Below are 13,213 nucleotides of genomic sequence, written 5' to 3'. Positions count from 1 at the left end.
AATTAGTGAATGGTGATTGGTGAAATGATTATTAAAAATACCCTTGTCGTTTTCTATCTTCCATTGCAGTTTCGCTGCGTTTATCATCGCTTCGGTTACCGCGTTCGGTTTGCTTCATGGCAGCCACTTCAGCGGCTATCTTTTCTAAGGTATCGGCGTCAGATTCTATGCCACCGGTAATGGTTATATCGCCTAAAGTTCTAAATCTAATTTTTTTAGTCTCTACGGTCTCATGTGCTTCAAGTTTCAGAAATTCTGAAACAGGAATCCATGACTCCTGCCTCCACACTACCTTTCGCTCATGCGCATAGTACAGTGATGGTATTTGAATATTTTCACGTAAAATAAAATTCCAAACGTCCATCTCTGTCCAATTACTTATTGGAAAAGCTCTAAAATGTTCCCCTTCAAAATGTTTTCCGTTTAAAAGATTCCATAATTCTGGACGCTGATTTTTTGGATCCCATTGTCCGAAATCGTCTCGATGCGAGAAAAAGCGTTCTTTAGCCCGTGCTTTTTCTTCATCTCTTCTCCCACCACCAATAGCACAATCTATTTTATTGGTCTCTATGGCATCAAGCAAGGTTGTAATTTGAAGTGCGTTTCGAGTGGCATTTTTACCTTTTTCTTCGGCTACACGACCTTGATTAATACTTTCTTGCACTGAACCAACCAATAATTGTAACCCTAACGATTGCACCAAATCATCTCGAAACTGTATGGTCTCAGGAAAATTATGACCTGTATCTACATGCAATAATGGAAATGGTATTTTAGAAGGGTAAAAAGCCTTCTTTGCTAAATGGGTTACTAAAATTGAATCTTTACCTCCTGAAAATAAAATCACTGGATTTTCAAACTGCGCCCATACTTCACGTAAAATATAGATAGCTTCAGATTCTAATTCGTCTAAATAATTTAAATAATACTTCCCCATTGGGTTTATAATTTAGTTTCTAGGAACGTTTCAATGCGTTTCACAGCTTCTGTAACGGTAGTGTTTACAGTGTTAATTTCAATATCTGGTGATGTAGGCATCTCGTATGGTGCATTTACACCAGTAAAATTTTTAATCTCCCCTGCTCGTGCTTTTGCATACAACCCCTTTACATCCCTTCGTTCACATTCAGCGATGGGAGTATTTACAAAAATTTCAACCATTCGGTCTTCCCCTACAATTGATTTAATATTTTCCCTATCGGCAGCATAAGGAGAAACAAAAGCAGCTAATACCACAAGTCCTGCGTCTACCATTAGATTTGCAACCTCGGCAATACGTCTAATATTTTCTGTTCTATCTTCGGGTGAAAACGACAGGTTCTTATTAAGACCTTGTCTTACATTATCTCCGTCTAATACGTAGGTGTGTATTCCTTTTGAAAACAATAATTCTTCTACTGCGCTTGCAATGGTAGATTTTCCTGAACCAGACAACCCTGTAAACCATAATAACATAGGGGCATGCCCTTTCTGCTTCGCTCTATTCTCTGCGGAAATATTAAATTGATGTGGAATAATGTTTGTCATTAATTTTTTCTTCGTTGCTCAAGTCCAAAGTCCATTTTGTACCAGATACGCTCGTGAAAATAATACAAAATCATTTTTGAAGCTACCTCAGCAATACCAATTTTAAGCCCTGAAAGTGGGTTCCCTGTGATTATCCATGCAATAATAACAGTATCTAGAGTACCTACAAAACGCCACGTAAATGTTTTTGCTAAATGCCGCTTCTTACTTGCTAAAATACGACCATTTTTATCAAGATTTAACTTAAACCAAACACGTTCGTGTAAAAAGTACAAAATAAGTTTGGTAACGGTTTCAACTAAACCAATCTGCAAGCCTACAAAAGCATCTGCCGTAATTAGCCATGATAGAAGAATAGTATCTATGGTACCTACTAAACGCCACGTAATGGTTTTCGCCAAATGCCTTTTATACGAGCTGTCTGCCATTTATTCTACTATAAAATAGGGGTTCAGTAAATTTTCCTTATTGTATACTAATGGAGTTTTGGTATCTGCCATTACAACCTGAACACCTGCAGCTTGGCAAATAGCTTGTCCAGCGGCAGTATCCCATTCCATAGTAGGTGCAAATCTAGGATAGACATGTGCCTTTCCCTCTGCGACCAAACAGAATTTCAGCGAGCTTCCTTTCGACACAATTTCGGTAGCACCATCTAGCGCCTCGATAAACATTTTAGTATCATCGTTAAGATGAGACCTACTTCCAACAACCTTTATAGGTCTTGTTTTTTCCGCTGGGAAAATTGGTGCCGCATTACTAAAAATCTCTTCTAACGTATTGTTTGAATCAATAATACATTTATAACTTTTAGTGGCTTGGTGATTCGTAAAATACAATTCATTACTTACAGGCACATATATTACACCTAAAACTGGCTTACCATCTTTAATTAAAGCAATATTAACTGTAAACTCTCCATTTCTTTTAACAAACTCCTTTGTACCATCTAATGGGTCTACAATCCAGCATTGAGTCCAATGCCTACGCTCTTCATACTCTGTCTGCTTATTTTCTTCACTAATAATTGGAATTGAAGTAGGTTGCAAATAAGCGTTAATAACGGTATTTGCATTTTGATCGGCTCGAGTTAGTGGAGAATCGTCTCCCTTAGTCTCTACCTCAAAGTTGGTTGCATATATTTTTAAAATCTCATCACCTGCCTTAATTGAGGCTTTTATGGCCGTGTCTAATAACGTTTTCAATGTACATTGTATTAAGCCATAAAACTACAATTTAATACACAGAATTAATAATTTAGAATTAGGTATAACTCGCGTACTACTAAAAGCCAAAGCCAAGACCAAACACCAGTCGCGTATCTTCTGTAGAATGAAACAAGCTTGCCGAGGCATTAAAACCACCACGTCCATTAACCCATAAGCCACCACCATAGGAGTTATGCCACTTTTCAGAATTTTCTGAAGGAGTCCAAACCCTACCTATATCTGCTCCGCCATAAATACCAACCTGAAGTGGGAACAGCTCTACTTTAAATTCATTAAAACTATACCGAATATCTGCGTTTCCAACAAGACTCGATTTTCCTGTAAACCGCCTATTTCTATAGCCTCTAAGTCCGTTACTACCGCCAATTTGAACGCCTTGATAGAAATCGAATGTATTTCCAAAATTGAATTGACCCTGCACATTGGTCTTTAAAACCAATTTATTGCTGGACTCTAAACTATTGTAAAAACCCATTCTTGTAGATAAAAAGCCATACAAGCGTTCTACATCTTCAAAGTTGTCTGTTACTCCAGCTGTTAAATCGAAGAGCATACCCCGCGAAGGATTTCTTGCGTTATCAAAACTTCGGTAGCTGTAAATTCCTTCTAGTGTTCCGTAAACAATAGTCTCGTCTAAAACAGCACTATTTGTTGGACTTTCGGCACCTGTAATTGCGCTATTTAAAGAAATCGCATCTGCGCGAAATTGAATTTTATAAAAACTTCCAAAGAAAGAATTTCTAACAAGACCAACATTTCCACTTAAGGTTTGCACCTCAACTCTATTGGCATCAAAACCAAGCGCATCTTGGAAATTTTTAGTCTCGTTTCCGTAGCCAAAATAATTATGAATAAAATTAGCACTCGTAACACGCGCGCCAAAACTTAGGTTAAATGTTTTATAGAGGTTTGCAATTTCACCTTGATAACCTACATCGAAACTTGAGGTGTCAAAATAATATCCGGCATTCAATTTATGCTGTCGCGAAAACGGATTCCTACTAAACCCATTTAGTTGATGGGTGTATTGAAGTCCTAGTCGGCCCCCATCGTCTGGATTGTACCCAGCACTTGCAACAAAATTATTGTTAGTACTAATTTGTTTTCTATAATCAAACGTGTTTAAAGTGTATAAGTCTGTAAATCGAACTAAAGCACCATCTTTTTGAGTTACCGTGTTTTGTTTAGATAAGTGATCGTAGATACGTATGTTCTTTCCGTTCTTAATTTCATAAATATCGTTGCCATGCCCTCCAATAATACGAACTAGCATATTTTCTTGTGCATTTCCGGTTACTTCAAAGACATCATTTCCATCTAACCCGTAGATCCATAATTGTTTCGTTTGGTTGCGGTAAAATGTCACTTCCTTTTCTAACGTTCCTTTTTCACCTTCCGTATAGCCATACTCTCTAACAATAGTAACCCCATCTGTCGCTCTTTCAATTTCAAAATAATTTGCACTATCTGTTCCCTCTAGCGTTCGCAGTTTATTATAGTACCTAAAGTATTCTTCTGCAATAGCAGTTAGATTATCACGCCGCGCCTTGAGTGTATTTACAATTTCCTCCAGAGATTCGTCTTGAGTTTCTTCTGGCAACTTGCTAAATGCGGTGTCTATAACTTCGACTGTTAGCGCTTCTGTAATTTGCTTTGCGATAAATTGCCATTGTTTTTCAGTTGCTTTTTGTAACAAAGCACGGTCTAGAATAATTCCCTCTTCATTAAACCACGGTAAATCGGTTAAACTTTCAGTATATAGATGACGCTGATTACTACTTCCAAGAATAGAACGAGCGACATCTAAAATATCGCCATCAAGACTCGCAAATGCATCGTCTCTATTTCTAGCAATAGGCACATATACACTATCGTTGCCCTTGGTGTAATAGAGTGCCCATCGCCAATGATCTGGTTCTCGATCCCAATCGCCAACAAGCATATCGAAGAGACGTGATTTAATGTAGACTTGTTCATCAATTTTTACATTTCCGCCCTTACGTACTTTTAATAAAATATCATCGGTAGTTTCAATATCACGGGCATATCTAAAAATACGGTCTCCTTCGTTGTTTTCTGATGGTGCTACGGAAATATAATATAATTCATCCCCAAAACTTGAATTGTACTCTTTCAGTGCCTTTTGCTTAGGAACATAAGCCAAAATCGGACGGTTATCAAAAAGCTGAATACTATCGGCTAACTCGGGTAACGCTAGTAATGCATAGGGATGCGATGCCGTGTAAAACTCAGAACCATAGGTGTCGGGCACCGAAAAATCGGAATTCTCTTCACCTTCGGCCACTGGACTTTCAGGGTTATTCTTTTGGTCATTTGTGCCTCCTTCACTAAATCTAAGAGCTTGTTTTTTTAGTGCACGCATGTTAAATAAATTACCATATGCGTCTTCTAAAAGTAAACTTTTATAATCATCTGTATTGTTATCTCGAACTACACGTAAGCCCCCATACATAGAATCTAGGTTAGCCACCTTTGCTGATATAGGTGTAGTGTAAACAGATTTATATTTTGAACCCCATATTGTTTTAAAAAATGGAGCTACTTGTATACTGTCTGGAGCGTTGTAAATGGCCGTTTTAATTGTTTCTGGTAACACTTCATCAAAAGCACCTAAATTGTACTGTTCTTTCTTCGGAAATATCTCTTTTTCAAAAAGTAAAATAGGCTCCATAGTACTATCAGTACCATAATAACGCACATACGACGAACCGTCTGTAAAAACATCCAATACGGCAAAGCCTTGTCCTCCATAACTAAAGAGGCCGTGACTGCCTAATGCTGCGAAGCCGCCTTTAGATCCAGATCCAGATAGAATTTGTACAAGTCCGTCTTTTTCTACATGCTGCAAGGTATGCTCATGGCCTGATGCGAAAATTAATTTACCGTGTTTTTTACCCACGGCGGCCAATTTGTTCATGAATTTATTATACAGCTCGTTATAGCGGTCTTGAACAGAAACACCACCTTGTGCGCGTATTTGAGTTACCAAAGAAGCCAAACCTGGTAAGGGAATTTTTTTCTGTGTTGGGTATAAGTGTTTCTGAGCACCAAAATATCCGCCGTGAGTACCATTCGTAAACATGGGATGGTGCATTGCAAAAACAATTGTTTTGTTTTTGTGCTTTTCTAATTCTAGGGAAAGTTCGATAAAGAATTTTTCTCTGGTTTTGATTTCGCAAAACTCATTCATGGTTGGATGTACGTTCCAATCTTCTAGATACCATTGCGAGTCTATCATAATTAACTGCACGTTTTCTGAAACCGTCACGCTTTTCAACGGACAACCATTATCTGGCTGTAGTGCAGTTGTCTCACCTAGTTTTTCTTCTAAATAATCTTCTTGTCTCTTTAAGGCATGTAAGCCGCCATTGTACCAATCATGATTACCAGGAATAAAGTGAATCGTTCCTTCAAAGTTTGCTGCAGCAGCTATTTGTGCATCTAGACGATACGCTGCTTGCCCCCTATCGGGTTCGTTTTCAGAAGGCATTCCAACGGGATATATGTTATCACCTAAAAATAAGGTGTAATCGCCTACGGTTTCCTTCCCTTCTAGGTATTTCTGAAATATTTGAAGTCCAATACTCATTCCTCCAACAACCGAATTACCCGCATCACCAACTAGATAGAATGTTTTTTCTACCGTTTTATCGCTCGGATAGCTGTGCACAGACTTCAATTCTTTGTACTGAGGGGCGTAAGTCGCACATCCAAATGCAATGGCCAAAAAGAAAAAATAGAACGGAAGATATTTTAATTTCATGTAAGCTCGTAAACATTTATCAACGTCAAAGGTTGCAATTATGAGCCAATAAAAAAGTTATAATGCTGTTAATTTTAGTACTGAATTATTAGTATAGCGGGTAATTTTTAGTATTTTGGATTTTTAATTAGCATCTTATGACCGACCTTATTAACGCGGCAGACAACTTTCTTTTACAACTCTTTAAAGAAAAACTTCCCAACACATTTACCTATCACAACTATACTCATTCTAAACGTGTGTTTAAAAGTGTAAATGAAATTATTGAAGGTTCTGAAGTTTCAGCTGCTGAGGCTACTATCTTGAGATTATCTGCCCTGCTTCACGACACGGGGTATATTCATACTCGAGAAGGTCATGAAGAAGAGAGCGTTAAGATTGCAACAAAATTTTTAAAAGATCAAAATGCAGATCAGACTATTATAGACGGTGTGGCTAAGTGCATCATGGCTACTAAATTCAAAGATACGCCCAAAGACTCGTTAGAAGAAATTATAAGAGATGCAGACGCTTCTCATTTTGGTAAAGATTATTTTCAAGAAGCTAGTGAATTTCTAAGGCAAGAATTACAATTACAAGAAATTGAAGAATTTTCACCTTCAGATTGGCGAGAAGAAAACATAAAGGTACTTTCAGAAAAACACCAATTCTACAGTGATTATGCACTTAAAAATTGGCAAAAAGTTAAAGAAAGTAACCTAGCCGAATTACTTAAGAGTAGAAAAAAAGATAAAAAGAAGCGAAAAAAAGAGGAACTAAAAGCACAGTTAAAGGCAAAATACAAAGATGCAAGTCCAGAACGAGGCATTCAAACCTTTTACAGAACTGCCTTACGAAATCATATAAAACTTAGCGATATTGCAGATACAAAGGCAAACATTTTGCTTTCCGTAAATGCAATCATCATTTCCTTGGTCTTGTCTAATTTATTGTCGAAGCTAGACTCAAACCCTTACCTTGTATTACCATCTGCCATATTTGTGGTTTCTAGTACAATTACTATGGTACTTGCGGTTATTGCTACAAGACCAAATGTAACGCGAGGTGAGTTTACAAAAGAAGATGTAAAAAATAAAAGTGTGAACCTTACTTTCTTCGGAAATTTTCACCGAATGGAACTCTCTCAATACCAATGGGCAATTGAAGAGCTTTTAAAAGACAGAGACTATGTTTATTCTTCGCTTACAAAAGATTTATATTTCTTAGGAAAGGTGCTGGATAGAAAGTACCGTATTCTGCGTTGGACTTACACCATATTTGTAATTGGCATCATCATCTCAATTATTTCGTTTGGTGTATCGTTTGCAGTATTCGACCCTGGTGGGATAGAACAGGTGGTTTCAGAAAGTATTGTGCCTGAAGCGTAGTCTAGTTATTTATATGATTCATTAAGTCTTCGTACGTATAATATTCTTTCGAATCATTTTTAGACATTCCAGAATACAATACACTAACACGTATCGCCTTTAGACCTGTGACTCCTTGTAAATCTTCTACCTCTAACAATTCTACATCGGTATCTAGTTGCTTTTTATTTTGCAAAAATGAAATGTACTTTAAATATTCACGCTCATCTTCTTCTTGAGAATAGATAATAGAAATCTTACCTGCTTGCGTAATACGCTCGTCAGTTCCTTTTATAGCAGCTTTATCTACTCGTTTCTTTATTACTTCGTATCTAGCATTATAGGTGCCGTCTACATCAAATCGTTTTTCGTCCATTCTAAAACGCAATGATAGTGGCGCATTAAATGCCAATATCATGGAAGCCGCGTCTAAAGGAATAGGCAAGTTACTTTTTATCTTATAAAACTGATTTTCCATTTCACACATAACCTGTAACTGCCATAATCTCAAATTATACAGATATACTTTATGGAAACTCTTCTTCCTTGTTATAGATTCACCAATGTATAAGTTATGCTCTACCCCATCGGTCTTAAATCGCTCAAAATAATGTGGATACATGAGTTGAGCATCTCTTTGCTTTCTATCTATAATAGCAGCCATACGCTTGTTAATTAGCGTAACAGACTCATCGTAATCTCTCCTATGGTTATACACCAAGCCAGTACTACTTTCTACTAAATCATTGTATTCATCTACCAAAGCCTTGAGACCATCGTTCTTTTTAGACAGATGACTAAACAAAGGAATGATCTCATATTTAATAAATTCAAGAACATGGCGCTCTGTATTTACCTGCAGATCTTCAACATGGATTTCTTCTAAGAACGTAGCAATTCTAAAATCAATATGCTCATAGATGGGAAGCTCTTCACTTAGATAAATCTTTTTGATAATTTTCTGAACATGCTCAAGCTGTAAAACTAAATCTAACTTAGTTGCATTATTACGTGCTTCAGAAGAACCTTTAATGTCTATCTGCCCGTATAATGGATGCACATTTTCAAAAACTATTTCTCTAAAGTATGCCTGATTTCCAGCCTGTTGCAATTTAATAACTCGTTCTGCTTCTTTTCTAAACTTCCAGTGAACACTCGTGTGAATTGACGTACATTCTTCTTGTATCATCAATTCTATCTCATTCTCCTCTTGCACTTTAGAACGCTTTACAGTATCTAGCAGGTTAGGAAGTATATCGTGTAATTTATTAGCATTTATAGAATTTAATAGTTTCGGTGTAGTTGAAACTACTTCTAAAACACCATATAGCTCATCGTTATCTACCACCGGGACGATAATCGCACTACCTACGTTCTGCTTCTGTAATTTTTTATACAATACATTGGTTGGATATTCTTTGGCGTAGTGTGCTACATCTGAAATACAGTAAAACTGCTTTTGCTTAAAGAGGGTGTAATGTGATGCTTCACAAAGCGCTGTTGCGCATTTTTCCTTTGGTTTTTTGTTGAGTATATAGCTATTGGCCTCAAAGGGTTTTTCGAAGCTATCACTTTCACTGTCAAACATGGTGAAACCCACTTCCAAATCTTGAATGCCATAAAGCGATTTTAAAATTCCCTTAAAACTTTCAGCAAAGTTCTCTTTCTTCGATTCTATTGAAAGCAAATTGGTTTTAAAATTTGAAATCGAAACATCGGTAGTGGCGTCATACATATTGGCGATCACAAAACCGTAAAATTTCCATGATTTAGGTGGAAACTTAGACTTCCATAACTCAATATTGCCAAAATTATCAATCAACTCAGCTACATCTTTTTCAGAAATAGCTACTGCTTTATCAGTTTTTTCTATATAGCCAAAATCACCATTGTACAAAACTTTATACGACTTCATTACACCGTTAGCATCGGGAATATCGTAAAAATATGGTCTTCTAAAATCAATGTTATATCCGTAGTGGCTTCGTAAAATTAAACTACAACCTAAAATATAGAACTCGTCATCACTCATATCAGACAGTTGCATCACATAAGTGCTGTCTGCATTTGCCTTAATAGCATCGTATCGCGCTGTAGTCTTAAATGGCTTTAGTTGAAATGGAGCCCCAGCAATTTTAATTTCGTTGGTTTGTAAAACTGATGGAAAAATGTCTTCCAAGATAAAGTCAATCTCTGGCCGTAACTTTTCTAAGTCTGCGTCACTTTCAATACCTGTTGTGAGCTTCGGAAATTTTTTGGCAATAGCCAATACTTCTTCCGCACGTCTCTTCTGAAATGTGTTTCCATTAGCAAGGTTCTCTTTGTGTTTCTCAAAAAGAACTTTAAAACTAATCTTCAAATCTAGGGGAAAATCCCTGTCTAAATCATTCATTTTCTCTATCAACCGAATACAAGGTAAAATTATGGAAATATATGATACTGTCACTAAATTTGTACCAGAATTAACAAATGTGACATTTTGGCTTTTTTTGAGAAGAAAAACCTCTTATTTTTGTGCTAAACACAAACAAATTATGAAGTACTTCGTTTTAGCAATATCGGCTCTTTTAGTAGTGAGCTGTGGGAACTCCAATAGTGACACTTACACTGTCACAGGAACAACCAACGGCCTCGCAGACGGAACCAACATTATAGTACATCAAGTTAATCCAGTAACCAATCAACCAGCAGCAATAGACACTATAGTGGTTAATGCAGGTAATTTTACTGTAACCTTCCCAAAATCTGACATGAAGGTGGTAAACTATTTTGCGGTGCCCGGTAAAGGAAATGTAGCGTACTTTCCAGAAAATACAGACTTACAAGTAGTTATTTACAGCGATAGTATTCAATCTTCTTACGTTAGTGGAAGTCCGCAAAACGATGCTTACCGCGAATTTACTAAGACATTGAGAGGTTTTGTTGATCAGAAAAAAGACAATAGTATTCGTTATCGCACAGCACAACAAGAGAATGATACGCAAATGATGCGACAAATACAGCAAGAAAACACAGACTTAGGAAATCAAGAGAAGATTTATAAAACAAAATTTATTGCAGAAAACGGAAACTCAATCTTTTCGGTAATGCTTATCTCAGAAATGCTGAATCGTAAAGAAATGACAGCTATTGATGCTAAAAAAGCAATAGGTAATCTCAATTCTGAATTACAAGCTTCGGCAATGGCATCAAAGATTAAAGCTACACTAGAGAGTATGAGTGCTGCAGATATCGGGGCGCAGGCACCTGATTTTTCAGCTTTGACGCCAGAAGGAAAGCAGCTTTCTCTTAAAGACGCTATGGGTAAATACACTATAATAGATTTTTGGGCTTCTTGGTGTAAACCATGCCGTAGAGAAAATCCTAACGTGGTAAACGTGTATCAGAAATATCATGACAAAGGACTTAATATTATTAGTGTTTCTCTAGACCGCGCTGGGCAAAAGGAGCGTTGGGTAAAGGCTATCGAAGACGATAATATGGATTGGTATCATATTTCTAACCTAAAATTCTGGCAAGACCCAATTGCTAAAATGTACAATGTACGCTCTATCCCAGCTACCTTTTTGTTAGATGAAAACGGTGTAATAATTGACAAAAATCTTCGTGGACCTGCGTTAGAAGCTAAAATTGCGTCGTTGCTAAACTAGAAACCTCGTTTAATTACTATGCTTTCTTTTTAGTACCTCGGAAACTTTAGATTTTTCCAAGTTTGTGCAATACAAAGAGTAAGATAATTGGTAACGCCAGCACTAAAACAATCCATAGATTAGTTTGTAACAGCACTGGTGCAAATCCAAGTGTGAGCACATAACCCGCAATGGCACCTCCAAAATGGGCGTCATGTCCAATATTGCCACGTCTACTTTTCATTCCGTAGATTGAATAAAGCAGGTATACAATACCAAAAATCCATGCTGGTATAGCAATTGGAATAAAAAACAGGTACAATCCCATATCTGGATAAAACAAAATTGAAGAATATAATATACCTGTAACAGCACCACTTGCCCCAACGGCGCTATAATGAAATTCATCTTTATGGAAATAGAATGACAATAAATTTCCAACAAACAGCGATGCGATATAAATTAGTACAAAAGGAACAACCCCAACCGAATTAATAACTACCCCAGAAAAGAAATAAAGGGTAATCATATTAAATAACAAGTGCGTAAAATCAACATGTAAAAACCCTGAAGTTAGCATTCTTATCTGTTCCCCTCTGCGAATTCCTGCAATGTTAAACTTGTATTTTTCAAAAAAAGAAAAATCGTTAAAGCCTTTAATAGAGATTAATACGTTAGCGGCAATAATAACAATGGTAGCAATATCGATGTTGTTCATGTATGAGCAAGTTATTTTTATAAATAAGAACGATAAATTTAGTTAGTTTTGCGGGAACATTCGCTATGCAACGTTTAGTTTATCTTTTAGTCTACCCACTTATTTGGTGTATCTCAAAACTTCCCTTCTGGGCATTATACGGTATATCAGACATGCTTTTTGCTGTTATTTATCATATCGTGGGCTATAGAAAAAAAGTGGTCCTCGACAATTTAAGGCTGGTATTTCCAGAAAAAACGGAAAAAGAACGGAAAACTATTTCAAAAAGGTTTTATGCTCACCTATGTGATATGGTGGTAGAATCTATAAAGTCCTTATCTATTTCAGAAAAAGAAATTAAAAAACGCTTCACATTTACCAATTTAGAAATTATTCATGAGCTAGAAAAAGAGAATAGAAGTATTATGATGTTTCTAGGCCATTACGCTAGCTGGGAGTGGGCCACCATAATGGAACGCTTTGTAAATCACAAGGGTTATGCCGTCTATAAACGTATTGAAAATCCTTACTTTGATAAACTTGTTAAAAGAATTAGAGCACGCTACAATTCTGAACTAATTAATACCAAAGAGACCGTTCATAAAATGGGTGCCGCTCTATCTCGTGGCGAATTAACAATTAATGCATTTATTGCAGATCAGACTGCAAAACACTGGAAAGCTAAACATTTTCAAGAATTTATGGGTGTAAAGGTCCCAGTGCTCACAGGAGGCGAAATGCTGGCGAAAAAGTTTGATATGGCAGTAATATACCTTGATACAAGAAAAGTGAAACGTGGGCATTACAGAGCAGACGTTAAGCTCATCACCAAAAAGCCAAATGAGTTTCCAGATTACCAAATAACCGACCAATTTTTAAAATTAGTTGAAAACCAAATCCACGCAGAACCTGCTTATTACCTATGGACACACAAACGTTGGAAGTATCGTGATAAGGTAGCCGACTATGTATAGATGAACAGTGAATTTATATTTTTGCCA

The 13,213-nt window shown here is 36.7% G+C and carries 10 protein-coding genes; 3 read left to right on the top strand and 7 right to left on the bottom strand.

All coding sequences use genetic code 11. The features are described from left to right. Positions 1-31 precede the first annotated feature (31 nt). The 5 genes from cysD to G5B37_RS01320 all read right to left on the bottom strand — a co-directional run bounded on the left by cysD (position 32) and on the right by G5B37_RS01320 (position 6,540). Positions 32-937: a sulfate adenylyltransferase subunit CysD gene (cysD, locus tag G5B37_RS01340; RefSeq protein WP_164678264.1), complete on the bottom strand. Its 906-nt coding sequence runs from the start codon at positions 935-937 to the stop codon at positions 32-34. A 5-nt stretch (positions 938-942) separates the two neighbouring features. Beyond that, on the bottom strand, positions 943-1,527 hold the full coding sequence (cysC, locus tag G5B37_RS01335) for an adenylyl-sulfate kinase (protein WP_164678263.1): 585 nt from the start codon (positions 1,525-1,527) through the stop codon (positions 943-945). Further along, complete coding sequence (locus G5B37_RS01330; protein WP_164678262.1) at positions 1,527-1,955, bottom strand: DUF2061 domain-containing protein; 429 nt, start codon at positions 1,953-1,955, stop codon at positions 1,527-1,529. The genes cysC and G5B37_RS01330 overlap by 1 nt, the downstream gene beginning before the upstream one ends. After that, positions 1,956-2,732, bottom strand: a complete 777-nt coding sequence (cysQ, locus tag G5B37_RS01325) for a 3'(2'),5'-bisphosphate nucleotidase CysQ (protein ID WP_164678261.1) — start codon at positions 2,730-2,732, stop codon at positions 1,956-1,958. A gap of 79 nt (positions 2,733-2,811) precedes the next feature. Further along, positions 2,812-6,540: a metallophosphoesterase gene (locus tag G5B37_RS01320; RefSeq protein WP_164678260.1), complete on the bottom strand. Its 3,729-nt coding sequence runs from the start codon at positions 6,538-6,540 to the stop codon at positions 2,812-2,814. A gap of 137 nt (positions 6,541-6,677) precedes the next feature. Between G5B37_RS01320 and G5B37_RS01315 the strand changes: the two genes are divergently transcribed. Beyond that, positions 6,678-7,907 (top strand): Pycsar system effector family protein, encoded by a 1,230-nt coding sequence (locus tag G5B37_RS01315; protein ID WP_164678259.1) that lies wholly within the window; start codon positions 6,678-6,680, stop codon positions 7,905-7,907. 1 nt (position 7,908) lies between these two features. Here the strand turns inward: G5B37_RS01315 and G5B37_RS01310 are convergent, their stop codons facing one another. Further along, on the bottom strand, positions 7,909-10,278 hold the full coding sequence (locus G5B37_RS01310; protein WP_164678258.1) for a GAF domain-containing protein: 2,370 nt from the start codon (positions 10,276-10,278) through the stop codon (positions 7,909-7,911). Positions 10,279-10,420: 142 nt separating this feature from the next. On the opposite strand from G5B37_RS01310, the gene G5B37_RS01305 reads away from it, so the two are divergent. After that, positions 10,421-11,536 carry a TlpA disulfide reductase family protein gene (locus tag G5B37_RS01305; protein ID WP_164678257.1) on the top strand — a complete coding sequence of 372 codons (1,116 nt, stop codon included), beginning with the start codon at positions 10,421-10,423 and terminating at the stop codon, positions 11,534-11,536. Positions 11,537-11,582: 46 nt separating this feature from the next. Here the strand turns inward: G5B37_RS01305 and G5B37_RS01300 are convergent, their stop codons facing one another. Then, a complete protein-coding gene (locus G5B37_RS01300; RefSeq protein WP_164678256.1) occupies positions 11,583-12,233 on the bottom strand; it encodes a rhomboid family intramembrane serine protease in 651 nt (216 codons plus the stop codon). A 65-nt stretch (positions 12,234-12,298) separates the two neighbouring features. Here G5B37_RS01300 and G5B37_RS01295 point away from each other — a divergent pair, with 65 nt between their 5' ends. After that, positions 12,299-13,186, top strand: a complete 888-nt coding sequence (locus tag G5B37_RS01295) for a lysophospholipid acyltransferase family protein (protein ID WP_164678255.1) — start codon at positions 12,299-12,301, stop codon at positions 13,184-13,186. Positions 13,187-13,213 lie beyond the last annotated feature (27 nt).

The organism is Rasiella rasia (genome assembly GCF_011044175.1).
GTDB lineage: Bacteria > Bacteroidota > Bacteroidia > Flavobacteriales > Flavobacteriaceae > Marinirhabdus > Marinirhabdus rasia.
The sequence above is the reverse complement of the archived record's forward strand: the minus strand, read 5'-3'. Positions and strand labels throughout refer to the sequence as shown.

Coding starts and splice junctions, on each gene's coding strand:
- G5B37_RS01315 (WP_164678259.1), top strand. CDS start 6,678: ATGACCGACCTTATTAACGCGGCAGACAACTTTCTTTTACAACTCTTT.
- G5B37_RS01330 (WP_164678262.1), bottom strand. CDS start 1,955: ATGGCAGACAGCTCGTATAAAAGGCATTTGGCGAAAACCATTACGTGG.
- G5B37_RS01300 (WP_164678256.1), bottom strand. CDS start 12,233: ATGAACAACATCGATATTGCTACCATTGTTATTATTGCCGCTAACGTA.
- G5B37_RS01310 (WP_164678258.1), bottom strand. CDS start 10,278: ATGAATGATTTAGACAGGGATTTTCCCCTAGATTTGAAGATTAGTTTT.
- G5B37_RS01305 (WP_164678257.1), top strand. CDS start 10,421: ATGAAGTACTTCGTTTTAGCAATATCGGCTCTTTTAGTAGTGAGCTGT.
- G5B37_RS01320 (WP_164678260.1), bottom strand. CDS start 6,540: ATGAAATTAAAATATCTTCCGTTCTATTTTTTCTTTTTGGCCATTGCA.
- cysD (WP_164678264.1), bottom strand. CDS start 937: ATGGGGAAGTATTATTTAAATTATTTAGACGAATTAGAATCTGAAGCT.
- cysC (WP_164678263.1), bottom strand. CDS start 1,527: ATGACAAACATTATTCCACATCAATTTAATATTTCCGCAGAGAATAGA.
- G5B37_RS01295 (WP_164678255.1), top strand. CDS start 12,299: ATGCAACGTTTAGTTTATCTTTTAGTCTACCCACTTATTTGGTGTATC.